19 protein-coding genes and 1 tRNA gene are annotated in these 19,304 nt (G+C 66.7%); 5 read left to right on the top strand and 15 right to left on the bottom strand.

All coding sequences use genetic code 11. The features are described 5' to 3' along the window. Positions 1 to 2: 2 nt before the first annotated feature. Positions 3 to 1,514 carry a histidine--tRNA ligase gene (gene hisS, locus EU800_RS09370; RefSeq protein ID WP_129630915.1) on the bottom strand — a complete coding sequence of 504 codons (1,512 nt, stop codon included), beginning with the start codon at positions 1,512 to 1,514 and terminating at the stop codon, positions 3 to 5. Between the two features lie 104 nt (positions 1,515 to 1,618). Here hisS and EU800_RS09375 point away from each other — a divergent pair, with 104 nt between their 5' ends. After that, a complete protein-coding gene (locus EU800_RS09375; protein ID WP_129630917.1) occupies positions 1,619 to 1,819 on the top strand; it encodes a SlyX family protein in 201 nt (66 codons plus the stop codon). Positions 1,820 to 1,823: 4 nt separating this feature from the next. Here the strand turns inward: EU800_RS09375 and EU800_RS09380 are convergent, their stop codons facing one another. Together EU800_RS09380 and EU800_RS09385 are read right to left on the bottom strand one after the other, a co-directional pair. Then, the gene (locus tag EU800_RS09380) at positions 1,824 to 2,234 is read right to left on the bottom strand and encodes a DUF4864 domain-containing protein (protein WP_129630919.1); all 411 of its coding nucleotides are present in this window, start codon (positions 2,232 to 2,234) and stop codon (positions 1,824 to 1,826) included. A 119-nt stretch (positions 2,235 to 2,353) separates the two neighbouring features. Beyond that, entirely contained in the window at positions 2,354 to 3,937 is a 1,584-nt protein-coding gene (locus EU800_RS09385; protein WP_129630921.1) for a lysine--tRNA ligase, read from the bottom strand. A 143-nt stretch (positions 3,938 to 4,080) separates the two neighbouring features. Between EU800_RS09385 and EU800_RS09390 the strand changes: the two genes are divergently transcribed. Further along, entirely contained in the window at positions 4,081 to 4,503 is a 423-nt protein-coding gene (locus EU800_RS09390) for a tellurite resistance TerB family protein (RefSeq protein ID WP_129630923.1), read from the top strand. Positions 4,504 to 4,628: 125 nt separating this feature from the next. Here the strand turns inward: EU800_RS09390 and dacB are convergent, their stop codons facing one another. Further along, positions 4,629 to 6,131, bottom strand: a complete 1,503-nt coding sequence (gene dacB, locus EU800_RS09395) for a D-alanyl-D-alanine carboxypeptidase/D-alanyl-D-alanine-endopeptidase (RefSeq protein WP_129630925.1) — start codon at positions 6,129 to 6,131, stop codon at positions 4,629 to 4,631. A 158-nt stretch (positions 6,132 to 6,289) separates the two neighbouring features. Here dacB and cysK point away from each other — a divergent pair, with 158 nt between their 5' ends. Further along, positions 6,290 to 7,363, top strand: a complete 1,074-nt coding sequence (cysK, locus tag EU800_RS09400; RefSeq protein ID WP_371685608.1) for a cysteine synthase A — start codon at positions 6,290 to 6,292, stop codon at positions 7,361 to 7,363. A 106-nt stretch (positions 7,364 to 7,469) separates the two neighbouring features. Here cysK and ykgO read toward each other — a convergent pair whose 3' ends face one another. Then, the gene (gene ykgO, locus EU800_RS09405; protein ID WP_089233906.1) at positions 7,470 to 7,595 is read right to left on the bottom strand and encodes a type B 50S ribosomal protein L36; all 126 of its coding nucleotides are present in this window, start codon (positions 7,593 to 7,595) and stop codon (positions 7,470 to 7,472) included. Positions 7,596 to 7,674: 79 nt separating this feature from the next. Beyond that, positions 7,675 to 7,749, bottom strand: a tRNA-Val gene (locus tag EU800_RS09410). 153 nt (positions 7,750 to 7,902) lie between these two features. On the opposite strand from EU800_RS09410, the gene EU800_RS09415 reads away from it, so the two are divergent. Next, a complete protein-coding gene (locus EU800_RS09415) occupies positions 7,903 to 8,766 on the top strand; it encodes an N-formylglutamate amidohydrolase (protein ID WP_129630929.1) in 864 nt (287 codons plus the stop codon). A 48-nt stretch (positions 8,767 to 8,814) separates the two neighbouring features. Here the strand turns inward: EU800_RS09415 and EU800_RS09420 are convergent, their stop codons facing one another. The 9 genes from EU800_RS09420 to EU800_RS09460 form a co-directional block, all read right to left on the bottom strand. After that, positions 8,815 to 9,705, bottom strand: coding sequence for a DMT family transporter (locus EU800_RS09420; RefSeq protein WP_129630931.1), 891 nt, complete (start codon positions 9,703 to 9,705; stop codon positions 8,815 to 8,817). Positions 9,706 to 9,751: 46 nt separating this feature from the next. After that, positions 9,752 to 10,354 (bottom strand): LysE/ArgO family amino acid transporter, encoded by a 603-nt coding sequence (locus EU800_RS09425; protein ID WP_129630933.1) that lies wholly within the window; start codon positions 10,352 to 10,354, stop codon positions 9,752 to 9,754. 183 nt (positions 10,355 to 10,537) lie between these two features. Then, the gene (locus tag EU800_RS09430) at positions 10,538 to 11,482 is read right to left on the bottom strand and encodes a PilZ domain-containing protein (RefSeq protein WP_129630935.1); all 945 of its coding nucleotides are present in this window, start codon (positions 11,480 to 11,482) and stop codon (positions 10,538 to 10,540) included. Positions 11,483 to 11,556: 74 nt separating this feature from the next. Further along, positions 11,557 to 12,846 carry a malonyl-CoA decarboxylase domain-containing protein gene (locus tag EU800_RS09435; RefSeq protein WP_129630938.1) on the bottom strand — a complete coding sequence of 430 codons (1,290 nt, stop codon included), beginning with the start codon at positions 12,844 to 12,846 and terminating at the stop codon, positions 11,557 to 11,559. A gap of 149 nt (positions 12,847 to 12,995) precedes the next feature. Next, positions 12,996 to 14,633, bottom strand: a complete 1,638-nt coding sequence (locus EU800_RS09440) for a hypothetical protein (RefSeq protein ID WP_129630941.1) — start codon at positions 14,631 to 14,633, stop codon at positions 12,996 to 12,998. A gap of 1 nt (position 14,634) precedes the next feature. Next, the gene (locus EU800_RS09445) at positions 14,635 to 14,892 is read right to left on the bottom strand and encodes a hypothetical protein (protein ID WP_129630945.1); all 258 of its coding nucleotides are present in this window, start codon (positions 14,890 to 14,892) and stop codon (positions 14,635 to 14,637) included. 121 nt (positions 14,893 to 15,013) lie between these two features. Continuing rightward, positions 15,014 to 15,271: a hypothetical protein gene (locus EU800_RS09450; protein ID WP_129630948.1), complete on the bottom strand. Its 258-nt coding sequence runs from the start codon at positions 15,269 to 15,271 to the stop codon at positions 15,014 to 15,016. A gap of 131 nt (positions 15,272 to 15,402) precedes the next feature. Continuing rightward, a complete protein-coding gene (locus EU800_RS09455; protein WP_129630951.1) occupies positions 15,403 to 17,076 on the bottom strand; it encodes an ABC transporter ATP-binding protein in 1,674 nt (557 codons plus the stop codon). Beyond that, positions 17,073 to 18,176 carry a nucleotidyltransferase family protein gene (locus tag EU800_RS09460; RefSeq protein ID WP_165354604.1) on the bottom strand — a complete coding sequence of 368 codons (1,104 nt, stop codon included), beginning with the start codon at positions 18,174 to 18,176 and terminating at the stop codon, positions 17,073 to 17,075. Before EU800_RS09460 ends, EU800_RS09455 begins: the two co-directional genes overlap by 4 nt. 122 nt (positions 18,177 to 18,298) lie before the next feature. On the opposite strand from EU800_RS09460, the gene EU800_RS09465 reads away from it, so the two are divergent. Further along, complete coding sequence (locus EU800_RS09465; RefSeq protein ID WP_129630957.1) at positions 18,299 to 19,027, top strand: metallophosphoesterase; 729 nt, start codon at positions 18,299 to 18,301, stop codon at positions 19,025 to 19,027. The last annotated feature ends 277 nt before the right edge of the window (positions 19,028 to 19,304 follow it).

The raw sequence follows: 19,304 nt of genomic DNA on the forward strand, positions 1-19,304 counted from the left end.
ACTCAGGCTCCCTGTTCCAGCATCCTGCGGATCTCGGCCACCAGATCGTCGCGCGCGACCTCGCGCTGCGCCGGCTGCGACTTCCATTCCTCGAGGCTCGCATTCTCGGCGATCTTGGCTCCCAGCACGAGGTCCTTGATCTGCACGACGCCGCGCGCCGCCTCGTCCTCGCCCTGGATCACCGCGACCGGGGAGTTCCGCTTGTCGGCATATTTGAGCTGGTTGCCGAAATTCTTCGGGTTGCCGAGATAGACCTCGGCGCGGATGCCTGCGGCCCGCAGTTCGCCGACCATCGCCTGATACTCCGCCATCCGGGTCCGGTCCATCACCGTGACCACCACCGGCCCGACACTCGCCCCGTCCATCCGCCCCTTCGCGCGCAGCGCGGCCAGCAGGCGGTCGACGCCGATGGAAACGCCTGTGGCCGGCACGGCCTGACCGGTGAAACGCTTGACGAGGTCGTCATAACGCCCGCCGCCGGCCACCGAGCCGAATTGCTGCTTGCGGCCCTTGTCATCGGTGATCTCGAAAGTGAGCTCGGCCTCGAAGACGGGGCCGGTGTAATAGCCGAGGCCACGGACGACGGAGGGGTCGATGACGATGCGATCTGAGAAGTATCCTTGAGCGACAAGCAATTCTGAGATCTGTTCCAACTCGTCCACGCCCTCGCTTCCACGTTTCGTATGGCCCACGAGGTCTCTGAGCACCTTTAGTGTTGCCGCATTGTCTTGCTGTCGAGCTTCCAGAAAACTCAACACAACACCGGCTTGATCCTCGTTGAGCCCACATCCCTTTGTAAAATCGCCGGACGGGTCCATTCGGCCGCCCATCAGGAGATCAAGGACGCCTTGCCGACCAACCTTGTCAAACTTGTCGACAGTTCTAAGGATGTCGTCCTTTCGAGTTTCACGATCATAAACCGCACTAGGGTCCGCGTCGTCACCGCTCCCGGTGAACCCGAAAACGACATCCAGCACCCCGTTCAGCACCTTGCGGTTGTTGATCCGCACGAGGTAGTCGCCACGCGGAATGCCGACGTGCTCCAGCGTGTCGGCGAGCATGGCGCAGATCTCGGCGTCTGCGGCGACGCTCGCCGTCCCGACTGTATCCGCATCGCATTGATAAAACTGCCGGAACCGCCCAGGCCCCGGTTTCTCGTTGCGCCAGACCGGTCCCATCGCGTAGCGCCGGTAGGGCGCGGGCAGGTCGTTGCGGAACTGCGCGGCGACGCGGGCGAGCGGCGCGGTCAGGTCGTAACGGAGCGCTAGCCAGTCGCCGTCCTCCTCCCAGGCGAAGACGCCGGCATTGGGACGATCGACGTCGGGAAGGTATTTGCCGAGCGCCTCGACCGTCTCGACCGCGGCGGTCTCCAGCGGATCAAACCCGTAGAGATGGTAGACCTCGGCGATCTGGCGCAGCATCAGGTTGCGTTCGGCCACTTCCGCGCCAAAATAGTCGCGAAAGCCCTTCGGCGTCTCCGCCCGGGGCCGGCGGGGCTTCTTGTCCTTCGCCATGTCGGTGATCCTCGGTCCTCTCGTCGCGCCCGCGTCTAGCCCAAGGGCGGCCGGGTCGCAAGCGGGGCGGGGGCCGTATGCGGTATGCAGGAAAGGAACCGGCGATGTCGGACCAGAAGATCGAAGAGGAACTGGCGCATCTGCGCCGGGTGACCGAGGAGCTGTCGGATGTCGTGGCGCGCCAGGCCGACGAGATCGACCGGCTCGCGCGGCACCTGCGTCTGCTGATGGCGCGGGCCGCGGAACAGGAGGCGGCGGAAACGGGCGGGACGGTCTTTGCCGATGAACGCCCCCCGCATTACTGAGGGTTCAGGCGCCGGCCTCCGCCTGAAGGAAACGCACGCCGTTGATCTTCCAGCCGGAGTCGGTCTCGATCATCTCGTATTCGAGCGCGTGAGGCACGCCGGCGGAATCGAATAGCACGACGCGCTGAAGGCTGCGGCCGGGACGCGGGTTGAGCGTGCCGAAGCGCATGTCAGTGGGCCGCCAGACCATCGGGTAGCCCTCGCGGACCATGCGGCCGAAATTCTCCGGTGTACGGAACAGGTCACGGATGGCGGGGGAGGCGTAGTCGAACGCCTGCGTCCAGTCATCGTTCTGGAAATGCGCGATCTGGTCGCGGATGACGAGGCGGATCGCGTCGGATGCGGCCTGCTGCGCGGCGCTGGCTGAGGCGGCGAGGACAAGGGCGGCGGCAAAAAGGCTTCTGCGGATGAACATGGCGACCTCCTTCGGGAAAGAGTAGCGCCGGGCGGGCGAAGATCAACGCCTCCGCCCGACGCTCCGCAATCCACGCACCCGTCGCTCCGCCTGTCCGCAGTTGCAGCGTTCCGCGGCGTTCAGCCCCCGGCCAGCTCTCCCGCCAGTCCCTTCTCGATCAGCGCCACCGTCTCGTCGACACCGTAGAGCGCGATGAAGCCGCCGAAGCGCGGCCCCTGGCTGGCGCCCATCAGCACTTCGTAGATCGCCTTGAACCAGTCGCGCAGCGGCTCGAATTCATGCGCCTTGCCAACGGCAAAGACGACAGATTGCAGCTCTTCGGCTTCCAGCCCGCCATCCCAGTCCCGGAGCCGCTGGGCGAGATCCTCCAGCGCGGCACGTTCCTTGTCGTCGGGCAGGCGGAAGACCTTCGCCGGTTTCACGAAGTCGTTGTAGTAGCGCACCGCGTGGCCGGCCGCGGCGTCGAGCTGCGGATGCGTCTCCGGCGCCGCCTCGGGCGCGTAGCGGCGGATGAAGCCCCAGAGCGCCGCCTTGTCCTCGGCGCCGGCGACGGAGGCGAGGTTGAGCAGCATCGCGAAGCTGACCACCATGTCCGAGGCGGGAACGTCGCCGCCATGGATGTGGTAGACCGGATTGGCGAGCTGCGACTTCAGATCCTGGTCGGGATAGGCGCGGAGTTGCTGGTGGTATTCGTCCACCGCCTTGGGAATAACGTCGAAATAGAGCCGCTTCGCCGTTTTCGGCTTCTGATACATGAAGTAGCTGAGCGACTCGGTCGCGGCATAGGTCAGCCACTCGTCGATCGAGATGCCGTTGCCGGAGGATTTCGAGATTTTCTGCCCCTTGTCGTCCAGGAACAGCTCGTAGGTGAAATGCTCCGGCGCCTTCACGCCAAGGATCTCGCAGATCGAATCGTAGATCGGCGTGTTGGTCGAATGGTCCTTGCCATACATTTCGAAATCGACGCCGAGCGCCGCCCATCGGGCGCCGAAATCGGGCTTCCATTGCAGCTTCACCTGGCCGCCCGTGACCGGAAGGGTCCATTCGCGCCCATCCTCGTCGTCGAAGGTGATCGTGCCGTCCTTGGCATCTACGTGCTTCATCGGCACGTAGAGCACCCGGCCGGTCTCCGGGTGGAGCGGCAGGAAGATCGAATAGGTCTGCTGGCGCTCTTCGCGGAGCGATTTCAGCATCACCTTCATGATCGCGTCGTAGCGCTCGGCGGCGCGCAGCAGGATCTCGTCAAACTGGCCCGAGGCGTAGAACTCGGTCGCCGAGTAGAACTCGTAGTCGAAGCCGAATGTGTCGAGGAAACGCCGCAGCATGGCGTTGTTGTGATCGCCGAAGCTCGGGAACTCGCCGAACGGGTCCGGCACGGCGGTCAGCGGCTTCTGCAAATGCTCGCGCAGCATCTCCTGGTTGGGCACGTTGCCCGGCACCTTGCGCATCCCGTCCATGTCGTCGGAGAAGCAGATGAGCCGGGTCGGGATGTCCGAGATCTGCTCGAAGGCGTGGCGGATCATCGTCGTGCGCAGCACCTCGCCGAAGGTGCCGATATGCGGCAGTCCGGAGGGGCCATAGCCGGTCTCGAAGAGCACGTATCCCTTTTCGGGCGGCGCCTTCTCGTAGCGTTTCAGCACCCGGCGGGCCTCCTCGAAGGGCCAGGCCTTGGATGACATCGCAAGCTCTCGGAGTTCGGACATTGAAACGCTCTTCGCTTTCGGGCCGCGGCCCCATGCCGCGCACTCCCGGCCCGCCACCTGCGGCGGACCGGGGCTCTCCCTATTGCGGGGCGGGTCCGGCGTCAATAAATCTGCCACAACCACATGTCCGACAGGAGAGATCTATGGCCCAGGATGACCAGCCGCTTTCGCCGCAGGACGCGCTCGTCGCGCTGATGATCGCCACCTCGGTGTCGGACGAGAATATCCGCACCTCCGAACTGGTCACGATCGAGCGGATCGTGGACCATCTGCCAGTCTTTGCCGAGTATGACACCGATCATATCCGTGCCATGGCCAACCTTGTCTTCGACTTGTTCGAGGAAGAGGACGGGCTGGATGCGCTGTTCGGCCTCGTCGACGAGTCGCTGCCAGAGCATCTGCACGAAACCGCCTATGCGATTTGCTGCGACGTTGCGGCGGCGGACGGGCGCCTCTCGGAGGAGGAACTCCGGATGCTGCAGGAGATGCGCTACCAGCTCAACATCTCGCGGCTCCATGCGGCAGCCATCGAGCGCGGGGCGCGGGCGCGGCATCTGACCGTCTAGGACGGTCGGCCAGACAGAAAACTGGGTCATGACGCGTCCGCGGATTCGCCGCCGCGCCGGCGTGTGCTCCAGCTGCCGCCATCGGCACGAATTTGATGGTTTCTCTCGCTCGACCGCCTGCGGGCTCATACCGTGTAGACGTCGCCCCAGCGGTCGATCAGTTGCAGCTGCAGGGTTCGCGCCCGGGCCGTCCAGCTCCTCACACCTTCCGGCCGCTCGCGCTGTTCGAGCGGAATCGCGTCGCGCCGCGGAACGTCCGTGACGAAGGTCGCGAAGGCCAGCCGCCGGCCGCCGGGAAGCGTCGCGTAGCCGGCGAGCGTCGACACGAAGTTGAGCGTTCCGGTCTTCGCCCGGATCTGCACGGGGTGGTCCTCGACCGGCCGTCCCTTGGCATCCTTCATTGTGATCGGCTTCATCAGCGGTTCGATGTCGTGCCGCGGGCCAAGCGTAACCAGGGAACGTACCATGTCACGGGCGGACACACGGCTCGCGCCGCCGAGGCCGGAGTGATCGACGAGCGCCGGGCGCGGGCTGCCGATCTCCTCGCCGATCCAGCCTGACATCCGCCCCGCCGAGGCGGCAAGCGTCTCTGGCACGGCGCCGGCGCGTCCCGTCGCGGCGAGGCCGAGGGCTTCGGCCGTCACGTTGGTGGAGTATTTCAGCATGTCGTGGATGATGCTGCGAAGGTCTTCGCTCTCGACCCGGGCGATCTCGGTTCCCACGAGCGGAGCGTCAGCCGGGACCGCTTCCCTCAGCGAGATGCCGAGCGCGCCCGCCAGAACCTGGAAGACCTCGGCGGTGTAGACCGTCGGCTTTCGCACCGGCAGCCAGCGCGAGCCGTCCTGCCCGAGCGCGCCACTTGCGACGGTCCACATATCGCTGTCGCCGCCATCCTCGTAGGTGTAGATCGGATAGTTCCGCCGCACCACCTGCATCCGGGCAACGCGCACGTCCGGACGCCGCGTGGCGGAACGTGCGTCCATCGCGACATCCCAGCCCGACCCGGCACGGCGCCATTCGAAATGCACCCGGTTGAAATTCAGGTTCAACCCGGAGATCCCGGGATTGTAGCCGACCGGGGCGGGCTGCTCCGTGCTGATCTCGGTGAGACTCGGCAGTGCGCCGTCCCAGATGAGGAACGCGCCCTCGACGCGGCCGACGCCCGCCGCCTTCAGACCATTTGCGAGATCCGCGAGCCGGTCGGTGTCAAGCGTCGGGTCGCCCGAGCCCACCAGCACGAGATCGCCCTTGAGCACGCCGGCCTCGACCGGGCCGGTGGCGACGAGGCGGGTGGCGAAGCGGTGGTTCGGACCGAGCAGCTCGAGCGCGTAGAGCGCAGTCAGTGCCTTGGCAACCGAGGCGGGCGGTTGCGGCAGCAGGGGGTTCATTACCTCGAGCACGTCGCCGGTCTCGGCATCGGCGACGACGAAGCCGACCTTCGCGCTGCCGAGCCTTGCCCGCGCGACCAGCGTCTCGGCCGACGGGGCGAGCCGGCCTTTCGGCCCGCCCGGGCGCGGCGCCGGCCGCAACGATTGAGTCGGCGGCGCTGCGAGCGCGGGGGCCGCGGCACTGGCGGCCAGGCCCGCGAGGAGCCAGCGACGGGAGGGCAGGAAGACGTGATCTGACATGGCGCGGAGTGAAGCAAAGCCGGAAGGGGCGGGCAAGAGGCGCGGCGTCGATTCCGCCGGCTTCGGGCGCGATGTCCCGCGGATGTGACCGGTCGCGCTCGCTGCGAGGGGCGCGGCGTGGTATCAAGGGAGGAAACCCGAGCGAACAGGAGAGAATGATGGCCGACCAAGGGACCCGGCAGACCGGCGGGCGCGGGAAACGCTACGACAATGTCTGCGACACGATCGGCGACACGCCGGTCATCCGCATTAACCGGCTCGCCCCCGACCACGTGACCCTCTACGTCAAGGTCGAGGCGTTCAACCCGGGCGGCTCGGTGAAGGACCGGCTCGCGGTGAACATGATCGAGGCGGCCGAGCGCGCGGGCACGCTTCGGCCCGGCCAGACGGTGGTCGAGGCGACCTCCGGCAATACCGGGATTGGCCTCGCCCTGGTCTGCGCGCAGAAGGGCTATCCGCTGGTCATCACCATGCATGACGGTTTCTCCGTCGAGCGGCGGCGACTGATGCGGATGCTGGGCGCCAAGGTGCTTCTGACACCCAAGGCGAAGGGCGGGGTCGGCATGGTGCGGCTGGCCGAGTCGCTGGCTCATGCCAATGGCTGGTTCCTCGCCCGCCAGTTCGAGACACCGGCCAATGCCGACATTCACGAGACGACCACGGCGTGCGAAATCATGGCGGATTTCGAGGGCGAGCGGCTGGACTATTTCGTGACCGGTTATGGCACCGGTGGGACGGTGACCGGCGTCGGCCGGGTGCTGCGCAAGGAGCGGCCGGACGTGAAGATCGTGCTCGCCGAACCGACCAACGCGCCGCTCCTGACCAGCGGCACGGCTCAGGAGCGCGGCGAGCACGGCGCGCCGGCGTCGAGCCACCCGTCCTTTACCCCGCACCCTATCCAGGGGTGGACGCCGGATTTCATCCCGCTGGTATTGCAGGAGGCGGTGGACTCGGGTTTCTACGATTCCCTGATGACGGTGGGCGGCGAGGAGGCCATCGGATGGGCGCGGCGGCTGGCCGCGGAGGAGGGGATCTTCTGCGGCATCTCCTGCGGGGCGACCTTTGCCGCGGCAATCCGCACCGCCGAGTCCGCGCCGCCGGGATCGGTCCTGCTCTGCATGCTGCCCGACACCGGAGAGCGCTACCTCTCGACGCTCCTCTTCGAGGGAATCGCCGAAGAGATGACCGACGAGGAGCGGGAGCTCGCGGCGTCCGTTTCCGAAACCCCCTGAGCGGCGGGGCCGGGGCGCGTTGCCGCCCCGGCGACCGGGCGGTGACCCGCAACGAAAAAGGCCGCGCGATGCGCGGCCATTTCCGAATGTCTTGAAGCTTGCTGACTCAGCCCTGACGGGCCTTGAAGCGGCGCTGGGTCTTGTTGATGACGTACACGCGGCCCTTGCGGCGCACGATACGGCAATCCCGGTGCCGCGATTTCAGCGAGCGGAGCGAGTTGCGGACCTTCATGGTCTTCCCTTTCCTCTTCGCAGGCGCGTGATCCGGCGCCGTTGGTTTCGCCAGCGGGCCGTCGCCGGCCCGAATTCGATGGTGGGCGGTACTGGGATCGAACCAGTGACCCCTACGATGTCAACGTAGTGCTCTACCGCTGAGCTAACCGCCCGTCCGGCGCCGATCCTCCCATGCGCCCCTCTCCAAAGGAAAAGGACGCGGTCGAGTCCGCGTCGGTGGAGCGCGTATAAAGCCTCCGTCAGGAGGGTTCAAGGGCTTTTGGCCGGAGAAATAATGCCGCTATATGGGGGGTGGAGGAATGCCCATGCTGAACCCGCCCTATCGCCTCGATCTCCCGCGCGACCGCACCAGTTCGGTGATCTTCGCCTCGCCGCATAGCGGGCGCGATTACGGGCTGGATTTCCTGCGCCGTTCGATGCTGGACGAACACGCCATCCGCTCCTCCGAGGATGCCTTCGTGGACCGGCTCTTCGACGCCGCACCCGGGCTCGGCGCGCCACTGATCTCGGCGCTCGCGCCGCGCGCCTTCGTCGATCTCAACCGGTCCTGCGACGAGCTCGACCCGAGCGTGATCCGTGGCCTGCGCCCGGGTGCGCACAATCCGCGAATCTCCTCCGGCCTGGGCGTGATCCCGCGAGTCGTCGCCGGCGGGCGGGCAATCTATCGCGGTAAGATCGACCTGGCCGAGGCGCAGGCCCGGCTCGACCGCTATTGGCATCCCTATCACGACGCCTTGCGCGGTCTCGTGGGCGAGTCGCGGGCAAGCTTCGGCGAGGCGATCCTGATCGACTGTCATTCGATGCCGCATGAGGCGGTGCGCTCCATCGCGCCGAGGTCCTCCACCCGGCCGGAGGTGGTTCTGGGCGACAGGTTCGGCGCCGCTTGTGCGCCGGAGATCATGGACCGCGTCGAGGCGGCCTTTGCCGGCGTCGGCCTGAGGGTGACGCGCAACACGCCCTTCGCCGGGGCCTTCGTGGCACAGCAATACGGCCGGCCGGCGCATGGCCAGCATGTCGTGCAGGTCGAGATCGACCGTGCGCTTTACATGGACGAGGCGCGCATCCGCCCGAGCCAGCGTTTCTCGGATTTTCGCGCCACCCTGCGCGGCGTGATCGCAGACATCATCGAGATCGGCCGAACCGCCGCGCAGCCGCTGGCGGCGGAGTAGGGCGGTCGCCGACCAAGCATCCGGTTGCGCAGGTGACGGTCGGCCGTTTCAGGTATGAACCACCGGGGGGTGCGATTTCAGGCGCATCTCCCGCCACGCAATGAAGCTCACGGCGGCCATGACGATCGCTCCGCCGAGAACCACCCAGCCGTCTATCGGCTCGCCGAAGGCCAGCGCGCCGAGCAGGCTGGCCCAGACGAGCTGGAGGAAGGTCGCCGGCTGGCTCACCGCCATCGGCGCCTCGCGGAAGGCAAGCGTCATCGCGAAATGCCCAGCGGTGGCGAAACAGGCGACAAGGAAGAGCCAGCCGAGTTGGACAGGAGCTGGCGGCACCCAGTCGGCAAGCGCGAAGGGGGAGAGGAAGAGCGTCACCATGATCGACATCATGGTGACGACGACGCCGGGCGATGCCTCGAAGGTCATCCGCTTGGCGATGAGATAGGCGGCGGAGAAACCGAAGGCGGCAAAGATCATCGCCACATGTCCGGTTTCGAGCGGCCGCAGCCCCGGCCGCAGGATGATCAGCGCGCCGACAAAGGCGAAGCCGATCGCGGCGAGACGACGGGCCGCAAGCGGCTCGCCGAGAAACAGCACGGCGCCGAGGGTGACGTAGATCGGGTTCATGTAGTTCATCGCCGTGACCTCGGCGAGCGAGATCCGGGTCATGGCGTAGAACCAGGCCATCACGGCCATCGCCTGCGCTGCGCCGCGCAAGGTGAAGAGCGTCCAGGCGCGCCTGGAGAGCCGCGTCCTGCGAAGTTCGGGCCAGACAGGCAGCAGCAGGACCAGCCCGAGGACATAGCGCAGGAAAGCGGATTCGGCGGGCGGGATGCCGGGGCCGAGATGCTTTACGGTCGCCTGCACGCCGACGAAGCAAACTCCGGTCACCAGCATCCAGAGGACGGCCCTCAGGGGGCGATGTTCGGCGGCGGCGCTCATGCCGGCGACCTGACAGGATTCGCCGCGTCGCGGCAAGCGAAAGCGCTCAGCCCTGCATCAGCCCGGCAGCGATGGACCACATGACGAGGCCGATGGCGAGATCGAGCAGGCGCCAGGAAAGCGGGCGGGCAAATATGGGCTGCAAAAGGCGCGCGCCGTAACCGAGCGCGAAGAAAAAGACGAAAGAGGCCGAGACGGCGCCGGTCGCAAAGGCGGATTCGTGGCCCGGAAAGCCGGCCGAGACCGAGCCGATCAGGGCCAGCGTGTCGAGATAGACATGCGGGTTGAGCCAGGTCAGCGCGAGCGTGGTGGCGAGCACCGCGCGCAGGCTCTGCGCGCCGCCGCCGCCCGCTTCGAGCGCCTCGCCGCCGCGCCACGCGTTGCGCAGGCTCAGCGCGCCATAAGCCAAGAGGAAGGCCGCGCCGCCCCACCGCATCAGTGGCACGAGGGCGGGGAGCCGGTCCGAAAGCGTCGAAAAGGCAAAAACGCCGGCCGTGATCAGCAGCGCGTCGGAGAGCGCGCAGGCCAGCACCACGGGGAGCACATGTTCCTCGCGGAGACCCTGCCGCAGCACGAAGGCGTTCTGCGCACCGATGGCGAGGATCAGGCTGAAGCCGAGCCCGAATCCCTGGATGAATGCCTCGCCCATCTGCTCCCTCCGAAACCGAGGGAAAGCCCGTAGCCGGAGGCGGCGCGGAAGACAAACCTGTTTTCCCCGTCAAGCAACGGCATCCGCCAATCCGGAGACTGCCCAACCGAGGTCATGGCTGAAGTGGGTTCCGCGCGCGCCGCCGTCGCGCCCGGCAAACAAGTGCGACGATCTCGCAGCGCGTCAGGGCGTCGAAGGAACCAAACGGCGCCGCTCTTCCGCCGTTCGCGCGCGCCTGCGAACGCGAGTCTCTCGCTCACTCGCCGCCAGCATCCGCATCAACTGCTCCTGTGTCAGCGCCGACCGAAACTCCACCCCGGCGACATTCGGCCCGGTCCATCGCACCCGGCTGTCGATCCAGATGTCCTTCCAGACAACCCGGATGGATTGCTTCGGCTCGAGCATGTGGCCGTCGACGAAGAAGAGCCGCGCGCCGCGCCGGCCAATATCGTTTGCCCGGCCGGGAAGACGCATGCCGAGGTGCTCGATCTCGATCGGCAGCCGGACGATATGACGACGCGCCAGGTGGCGAGCGCGCGCCTCACGCCAGATCGCGTAGCCGATTCCGAACATGCTGAAAAACGCGGCGACCAGCAACAGGTCGACTGCGCGCCGAGACGTCGGAGATGCGATGTGCCGGCCGCGCGTCCCGTCCCGCAAGGCAATGTCTGCCTGGTGCATCAGAGATTCTCTGTCGATCCAGCTCTTGCAGTCGTTCTCGGCAAACCTTTTCTCCATATCGTCAAGCAGTTGCCGGCTCGCCGGCGCCGCATAGGCACGCAGCATGGCCGTGCGGCCCTCTTCGGCAAGGATCCGATAGAGGCGCTGCCGGCTTCGGTAATAGGGTTTGACCCTGCCGGCGATCTCCGGGTACCACTTCGTGAATCGCGCGAAGCTGAACGTCAGTTTCATGCTCTCCGAGCGCGCGAGTTCCCTGGCCTGGGTTTCGTTCGGCGATGTCACAAGAGCGCCAAGGCTCCGCTCGGTTCCTCCGAGCCCGGTCAGGAAGCCGCAGAGCAGCGAATCCGCGGCTGCCTGACCCGGCGCCGGGCCGAACGCGAGCCAGAGACCCGCCAACATGGCCGCAAGCTGGCCCGCCCAGCCTGAAGGAGCGCGTCGCGTGAGCATGGCCGATACTTGCGACCGAAGATCTAAAAATCTGATAACCAGCGCCGGCAATCTTCGCCGCTGCGGCGTGCGGGTCAGACCTCCTGCGGCTCCTGAGCGGAGGTCGGGTTGCCGCGCTCCGACCGCATCTTGCCGCGCACTGTCCGGCTCGCGGAGATCTTCTTCTCGCCGGTGAAGGCCTCGTGGTTCCGTTCGGTCTGCGCGAGGTCATAGAGGTAATTGACCATCATCCCGCTCGACTGAGCCATGCCGTTGGCACTGGTGTCGGCGCCGGCATGGACGTCCTGAACGATGGCTCCGTTGCCGAGATGGAAGCGGGCCACCGGATCGCGCGGGAACCCGTCCGGGCGACGTGCCTCGAGCAGGTAGCGCGCGGCGAGCGACTCGGCTTCCGCCGGCGTCGCCTCGCCCGCAAGCATCCGTGCCGCCCTCGCGTCGCCGTCCAGGGTCTTCAGCCAGTCGTTAAGCCCCGGGATCGGCGAAAGTGTGACGAAGGTGCTTAGGCCTGGCAGCTCCTGGCTCAGACCGGTGACGACCTGCTTGATCAGGAAGTTGCCGAAGGAAATGCCCCTGAGGCCCTTCTGGCAGTTGGAGATCGAATAGAAGACCGCCGTGTTGGCTTCCTCTGCGGGGAGTTCCTCGCGGTCCTCGGCGAGCAGCCCCTGGATCGATCGCGGTACGCCCTTGGTGAGCGCCACCTCGACGAAGATCAGCGGCTCGCCCGGCATGGCCGGGTGGAAAAAGGCGAAGCAGCGGCGGTCGCGCGGGTGGAGGCGGCGGCGCAGATCGTCCCAGTCGTGGATCTCGTGCACCGCCTCATAGGCCACGACCTTCTCCAGCAGCGTTGCCGACGTGTGCCAGTCGATCTGCTCGATCCTCAGGAATCCGCGATTGAACCAGCTGCGCAGCAGGTGGACGAGGTCCATGTCGGTGCGTTTCAGTTCCGGGTGTTCCCGGAGCATGCCAAGCAGGTCCACCCGGGCCGCAACCAGCGCCTCGGTAGCGCGGGGGGCTTCGTGCAGGCGCCGGAAAAGTTCCTGGCGGCGCGGCTCGGCGGCCTCGACGAGAGCGGCGAAGTTTTCTGTCGAGGGCGTCTCGGAATAGGCCTGAGCGAGGCCCGCGACCCGGGCCGCGTCGATATCGAGGCTGTCATTGAGAAAGGTGAAGAAGGCGAGCTTCTGTTCGTCGTCCATCCCCTGGTATCGGCCGAGAATGGCGGCCGAGAGGCGCAGACCCGAGACCTCGCCGCCGCTCGACAGCAGTGCCGTGCAAAGGTCCGCCATCGAGCGCCTGTCGCCACCGCCAAGCGGCCAGCGACCGTAGAGCGATGAGAGCAGATCTCCCAGAATACGTGTGCGTGCCATATGCGACTCCCCTGTGCCGGCATCGGGCCGGCCTCGCGTGGGAGTCTACGCTTCGACCGGCCGGGCGAAACCCCGGCCGGTCAACTTTTCCGCAGATCCGCCATGCGTCCGGCGCCACTCGCGACTGGCACGGCGGCGCGCCGTCGGCGTCAGAACACGTCGCGGCCGTGGAACCGGATGATGAAGCTGTCAGCCGTGCCCGAGCGGTTCTCGACGTGGAGCTTGCCGCCCGAGATCCCCGCCGAGATCTTGCCATCCGTGCCGGTGATGCCTGTCAGCACTGCGTCCCGGCGTTCAAACTGGCTTCCGACATCGGCTCGCGGTGCGCTCCCGCTTGTCGAATAGGACAGTGCGCCGTGGCGGTATCGGGCCTCGCTGCGCGGGATGATCTCGACGATCCCGCCTGCATTCGGCAGGTCGAACGTGGCGGCTGTGTCATCCAGGAGATAGACCCAGCTCGTGTTCCAGGCGGTCCCGTTATGGACGCAGCGGCCAACGAACTCGACATGGTCGCAGATCACCGTGAGATTCGGGTCCGTGGTGATCAGGTCGCGCTGGATGTAGCTGAGCGGCTGCGTGCAGCGTTTCACGATGCCGACCGCCGCCGGATCGATGTCGAGCGGCGCCTGCATGGCGCTCAGATTGCCCTCGATCGTGCAATAGGCCGCATTGGCTGTGAACTGAGCCAGGACCCCGCCGGCCGTCGGATGGTCTACCCTGGGTTCGATCAGGCGGCATTGCGACGCCCGGTCGAAGATAAAGGCCGTCGCGCTGCGGCTCAGGATCACCCGGTGATTCCGGATCGTGATGCCGGCCATCGGATAGGTGTCGCCGGTGATCTTGACCGCCGTGTCATCCTCGGTGAGGCAGTTTTCGATCAGCCCGCCTTCGATACCGGCGGCCGTGGTGTTGTTGACGAGGATACCGATTCCGGTCCCGTCGCCGCGGTGGACGTTGTATTGCCCGCCGTCGATATGGAAGTCGAAGATGCCGCGGAGCTCGACGCCCACGGTTGCGTTCGCCGCCGAGTCGCCCGAGGCAACGTGGCAATCCCGCAATACATGCTGCGAGCCGATGCCTTCGATCAGAAGTCCGGTGTCCTGGAAGGCCAGAACCACCACACCCTCGATCCGCGCGAAAAAGGATCCGTTGGCGAGGCGGATGCCGGTCGCGCCGCTGTCCATGCAGTCGACCAGAACATTGCGGATCTCCGTTCGCGTCGCGTTGTCGATTGTGAGGCCCGTGCCGGCTCCTCTGTGGATCAGGCCGAAATCAGAGAGCGCGAGGCCCTGGAAGGCCGTCGCTACGCCCGACCCGGGGTCGGTCGAGCGGATCGTCAGCAGATCGACGACGCTGCCGTCGGTCGCTTCGACCAATGCGCCGGCGGGTGCTTTCGCCTGTTCATCCGAGTAGCGGTGCCAGCCCGCGCCGGTCAGTTTCGCCAAGATGTCCGTCGCGACGACAGGGGCGACGACCGGGACCGCGCCGCTCAGCGTGACGCTCGGTCTGGCCATTGCATGGGTCAGTGCCGCTGTACCGGTGCCGAAGGCGTCGACCGGAAAGGTGCCCGTGCTGTCGGGAAGCACCGTCAGCCGGGCGCCGCCGGCCGTCGTCAGGTCCTCGCCGTTGTCGACGACCTCGTAGCCGAAGCCTTCGGCCAGCGTGCGGATCCGGTCGCCGGTGGCGAAGCTCTCGGTCGAAGCGAGGAGCGTCGGCAAGTCGTCGGGAAGCCGGGTGCTCAGCGCGGTGAAGGCTTCGTCCTTCACCAGGGTGAATTGGCGGGTCATGTCAGTCTCCGAATTCGAGTGTGACGGCGAAAGTGGTCTCGCCGAGAACCGCAGCGTCTGTCGTCTCGAGGGCGAGCGCTGCGCCGAGGTCGCTGATCGTCAGCACCGTTCCGGCCTGGGCCGCAGCGTCGATCGATGTTAGCTGGCCATCCGCGCCGAGCAGGTAAAGAATCGTCTCTTCCCCTGTCGGGGCCGAGACCGGAAACGCCAGCGCCGCCGGGCGGACCGACGAGGTCAGGATCGGACGCAAGATGCTCATGAAGCGGTTGCCTCTTTCTTGGTGGCGGTCTGGTCTGGTCGATGCGTGCCGACGGGCCGGAACGCGAAACCGGATCGGTCTCCGGCGGCGACCGGGCACCTGGCTCGCGCGGCCGGGCGACTCAGGCGATCTGCCAGGTCACCTGGTATTGCGCGTCGCCGGTCGCGACGAGGCGAATGGCCGGCATGTTGGCCACGTCGAGCTTGTGCACGCCGGCGACGGAGATCGTTTCGAAGGTTGCCCAGTTGCCCGCCGGATCGCGGTGCTGCAACTCGACGCCGCCTGTGCCGGCCGCAACCTGCAACGTCGCCGGGCTGGCGTAGTGGGGGAAATCCTGTTCGTTTTCGGGGAAGATCTTCACGGAAGCGGTCCAGCTCATATTGGATGTCCTTGTCTGCCTGGTGGGACTCAACCGCGGCGGATACTACGTGAAGACCGACGCGCGTTGCGGTGAGCGACGGACCTGCGCACTCAGGATGAAGGATTTGGAAGGCCGGGCAGCGGCTTGTTTCAGGCGTGTCGGGCCCGCCTGTCGGAAACGACGCGCCCACCCTCGAGCGTGACGATCCGGTCCACCGCGGCCAACGCCTGCGGCGTATGGGCGACGACGATCACGGTTCGGCCGGTGAAGACCTCACGCGCGCGTTCGAAGAATTCGGCCTCGCCGTCGATGTCGAACATCGCCGTCGCCTCGTCCAGGATCAGCAAGCCGGGATTGCAGATCAGCGCCCGCGCCAGCGCGATGCGTTGCCGTTGCCCGCCCGAAAGCCAGATACCGTTCTCGCCCACCAGCGTGTCATAGCCCCGGTCCAGCGCGTCGATGAACCCGGCCGCCAGCGCTGCCTCCGCCGCCCGCCGGACTTGCGCTTGGGTCGCTCCCGGCGCGCCATAGGCAATGTTTTCGCGGATCGTTGCGTCGAGGAGCTGAACATCCTGCGGCACAACCGCAACTGACTGCCGCAGCGCTGCGAGATCCTGCGCCGATGTGGCGCGCCCGCCGACCCGCACCTCGCCGCGTTCCGGCATATGCAGCCCGGAGAGCAGCCGAACCACCGAGCTCTTGCCGGAGCCGTTCGGTCCGATCAGGCCGACATGCTCGCCGGGCTCGATCACCAGGTCGATGCTCGCAAGCGCCCAGCGATCCGGCCCGTAGCGGAACCAGACATCGTCGAACGCGACTGGAAGAGCTCCCGCCCGGCGCGTCTCCGCACGTCGCGACGCGCTGTGTTCGGGCGCTGGCTCCGCCTCCAGCTGCATCGCTTCGGCCAACCGCTGGAACGCGCCACGGGCGATGTTGAGCTGTCCCCAGGCGCGCGACAGACCCGCCAGCGGCCGCACGATCATGCCGGCATAGAGCAGCAGGCTGGTCCATTCCGCAGTGCTCAGCGCGAGCGCGTCGAGGCGGCTCTGCAGGACCACCACGACCAGAAGCAGCGCCATGCCTGTCAGGACCTGCACCGCCGGCTGAAGGATCTCGGCGGCGAGGTGAAGCCGGGTCGAGAGCACGCGCGCGCGCTCGACCTCGTTTTCGAACCGTTCGATTGCCTGCGGTTCGCGGGCAAAGCGCTTCATCGTCGGCACCATGGCGAGGCTCTCGTCGATGATCGAAATCACCCGTGCCTCCTGGTCCCGGTAGTCGCGCCCTAAGGGCCGGAGCCGCCGGGTCAGCAGCCGGAAGGTCGCGATCGCCACCGGCAGCGTCAGCAGCACTGGCGCAGCAAGAAGCGGATCGATCCGGATCATCAGCACGGCCGCGCCGATCAGGGTCACCAGCCGCGGCGCGGTCAGGGTGACGAAACCGGCGCTGAACTCGCCGAGGAAATCCACGTCCTGCCCCAGAAGCGCGACCGTGCTCCCGCGCGGATGGCTCTCGTGGAACGCCAAGGGCAGGCGGAGCACATGGCTGAAAGTCGCCCGCCTCAGGTCGACCAGCACGTCTGCGGTGACGCGCTGCGAGATCACCGAACTCGCTAGGGCAAGCAGGCTCTGCACGGCGATGGTCAGGAGCAATCCGAGCAGGAGGCCGACCGGCACTCCACTGGCGCGGTCAACCAGCGCTCCGGCGATCTGTCCGAGCGCCCAGGGGATGATCAGCGTCACCAGGCTGCCTGCGATCACCAGAAGGCTCGCGAACAGGATCTTCCAGAGCCTCGGTCGGAGCGCGGCAAGGAGCAGCTGCCTCATCGGCCGGACCGCCGCTTCGCCTTGACGATTCCCGTCGCCGCGCGGTGCAGGTAGAGCAGCGGCGCTTGCCAGCGTGGCACCGGCCCGTAGATTTCCATCAGCCGCGCGCGCGGCGGGAAAAGCACCCCGCCGAGATAGGTCAGCGCCTGCCGCCGGTTGCGGCAAAGCAGGTCGCGCCGCATCCGGCCGAACTCCGAGGCCGCGAGATAGCGCGAAAGCCGCCCCTCGGACGCGGCGCCAAGGCGCTCAATCGCGGTTTCCGGCACGAAGCGCCCGAGCCTCGCCTCGGCCTCGCGAAGCGCCAACGCCGCCGCGCCGCTGCCGCCGATAGTGGCCTGCAAAAGGATGAAACGCTCCCAGGCGGCGCGATCCATCCGCGCCGCGATGGCGCGCAGATCCACGAGCCAGATGAACCGCATTCCGGCGCGGTAGTCGCGATCGAAGAGCAGATGCGTGATCGCGAAGGAAAGCAGCATCTCGTCGCTGGGGGCGACCGCCCGTGGATGCAGCCGCGTTACGGGTTGTGCGCCGGCACGCAGGGTTTCGAAAGTGTAGAGCTGGGCGAGGAAGTCCGAATTCGCCGCCCGCCAGTGCAGATCTACAGGAAATGGGATACCGCTGCGTTCGAGTGTGAATGTCGTCTGATAGTGCGGGACGTGGACCGGGGACGCGGCGAATCCCAGTTGCGCGAGCACATCGCGCGCCGCGCCCTTTTGCTCCGGGGCGACAATGATATCAGTATCGAGACGCGGCCGCAGAGCGGGTTTCTCATAGACGAGATAGGCCAGTGCCGCGCCCTTGAGAAGCACCATGTCGACCCCGGCTGCCGCAAAGGCAGAGCAGATTTCCCCGAGAAGCTCATGCCGGAGCACATCTGAAATCGCATCCGCTGCCGCGTCCCGGAACAAGGCGCGAGTCGCGACGGGGGCAGCCTCGACGAAATGCGGGTTCTCGGCGAGAAGACCCTGCAAGCCGTGATACCGGGCCCGCGCCACGATCGCCTCGGAGCGAAGAGCCCCGGCCGGAACCGGCGCGCCCGCGAGAAAGGACGCCAGGAAGGCGTCGATCTGAGCGTCAATTTTGCTCTGCCCGGCAGTCACGGCCCTGTCCTGTCTCCTCGACGGACGTTCAGAGCATAGGCCGCCTTGCGAGTCCATGCCCGCACTGGTGCCGGGCGCGGCTGGACGCTACAACAAGCCGTCTCCAGAGCGGGAGCAACCGGATGCTGTCACGACTTTTTCGCAAGCGACAACCGCAGGCCGGGTTCGAGGCACCGCGGCCCGACCTGCCGGTAGAGGCGGTGGGCGACATCCACGGCCGTGCTGACCTGCTCGATTCTCTACCGCCGGTTGCCGACGGCGCGGTGCGCGTCCTTCTCGGGGACTACGTGGATCGCGGCCCGCAGAGCCGCGAGGTGCTCGAACGGGTCCATGCGCGCAGCGCCGCCGGCGACTGGGTCTGCCTTTGCGGCAACCACGAGGAGATGTTCGTCAATTTCCTGCGCGATCCGGTCACCAACCGAAGCTGGCTCGGATTCGGCGGGTTGCAGACGCTGGCGAGCTTCGGCATCGGCGGCATCACCGAGACATCGAGCGAGGCAGTGCTTCGCGAGGCCGCCGAGGCGGTCCCGGCGAAGCTTTCCTTCGACCTTTTCGCCTGGGTGGAGACCCTGCCGGTGCTGTGGAGCAGCGGAACCCTCACCGCCGTTCACGCCGGCCTCGACCCGCTGCTGCCGCTGGAGGCGCAGGACCGGCGCGCCATGGTCTGGGGACATCCGGATTTCGGCACGCTGCCACGCCCCGACGGCCGGTGGATCGTGCACGGCCACACAATCGTCAACGCACCGCGCGCCCGCGACGGCGTCATCTCGATCGACACCGGGGCCTACGCCACGGGCCGGTTGACGCTCGCGCGGGTGTCACCGGAGGGCGAGGTGTCCTTTACGGAGTGAGCGTGGTCTTTCCGGATCTTTCGGACGCCTTCGTAAATCATTGTAAAATTTATCAAAAATGCGGGTGCCAAATAGCCTCCGCAGGGCGGATCCACCGGACCGCCCACCTCGCCGATGCAATTCGACCGCAGGGCAGATCTTCCGCGATTGTTCCACCGGGCGTTTGGTTGACTTATCCAAAAATTTGACACGAAAATGCGCCAGAGCGAGAGGCGGTATCGGGCAGCAACGGATCTGTCGTTTAGGGCGAAAGAATCCCGCAATCATTTCCATGCTG

This window comes from Tropicimonas sp. IMCC6043, from assembly GCF_004146235.1.
Classification (GTDB): Bacteria; Pseudomonadota; Alphaproteobacteria; order Rhodobacterales; family Rhodobacteraceae; genus Tropicimonas.

Bases quoted from the DNA above. Each gene is read 5' to 3' on its own strand.
- ykgO (WP_089233906.1), bottom strand. From the start codon at position 7,595: ATGAAGGTCCGCAACTCGCTCCGCTCGCTGAAATCGCGGCACCGGGAT.
- EU800_RS09375 (WP_129630917.1), top strand. From the start codon at position 1,619: ATGTCGGACCAGAAGATCGAAGAGGAACTGGCGCATCTGCGCCGGGTG.
- cysK (WP_371685608.1), top strand. From the start codon at position 6,290: ATGGCCGACCAAGGGACCCGGCAGACCGGCGGGCGCGGGAAACGCTAC.
- EU800_RS09430 (WP_129630935.1), bottom strand. From the start codon at position 11,482: ATGCTCACGCGACGCGCTCCTTCAGGCTGGGCGGGCCAGCTTGCGGCC.
- EU800_RS09465 (WP_129630957.1), top strand. From the start codon at position 18,299: ATGCTGTCACGACTTTTTCGCAAGCGACAACCGCAGGCCGGGTTCGAG.
- EU800_RS09440 (WP_129630941.1), bottom strand. From the start codon at position 14,633: ATGACCCGCCAATTCACCCTGGTGAAGGACGAAGCCTTCACCGCGCTG.
- EU800_RS09415 (WP_129630929.1), top strand. From the start codon at position 7,903: ATGCTGAACCCGCCCTATCGCCTCGATCTCCCGCGCGACCGCACCAGT.
- EU800_RS09390 (WP_129630923.1), top strand. From the start codon at position 4,081: ATGGCCCAGGATGACCAGCCGCTTTCGCCGCAGGACGCGCTCGTCGCG.
- EU800_RS09450 (WP_129630948.1), bottom strand. From the start codon at position 15,271: ATGAGCTGGACCGCTTCCGTGAAGATCTTCCCCGAAAACGAACAGGAT.
- EU800_RS09455 (WP_129630951.1), bottom strand. From the start codon at position 17,076: ATGAGGCAGCTGCTCCTTGCCGCGCTCCGACCGAGGCTCTGGAAGATC.
- dacB (WP_129630925.1), bottom strand. From the start codon at position 6,131: ATGTCAGATCACGTCTTCCTGCCCTCCCGTCGCTGGCTCCTCGCGGGC.
- EU800_RS09425 (WP_129630933.1), bottom strand. From the start codon at position 10,354: ATGGGCGAGGCATTCATCCAGGGATTCGGGCTCGGCTTCAGCCTGATC.
- hisS (WP_129630915.1), bottom strand. From the start codon at position 1,514: ATGGCGAAGGACAAGAAGCCCCGCCGGCCCCGGGCGGAGACGCCGAAG.
- EU800_RS09420 (WP_129630931.1), bottom strand. From the start codon at position 9,705: ATGAGCGCCGCCGCCGAACATCGCCCCCTGAGGGCCGTCCTCTGGATG.
- EU800_RS09435 (WP_129630938.1), bottom strand. From the start codon at position 12,846: ATGGCACGCACACGTATTCTGGGAGATCTGCTCTCATCGCTCTACGGT.
- EU800_RS09385 (WP_129630921.1), bottom strand. From the start codon at position 3,937: ATGTCCGAACTCCGAGAGCTTGCGATGTCATCCAAGGCCTGGCCCTTC.
- EU800_RS09380 (WP_129630919.1), bottom strand. From the start codon at position 2,234: ATGTTCATCCGCAGAAGCCTTTTTGCCGCCGCCCTTGTCCTCGCCGCC.
- EU800_RS09445 (WP_129630945.1), bottom strand. From the start codon at position 14,892: ATGAGCATCTTGCGTCCGATCCTGACCTCGTCGGTCCGCCCGGCGGCG.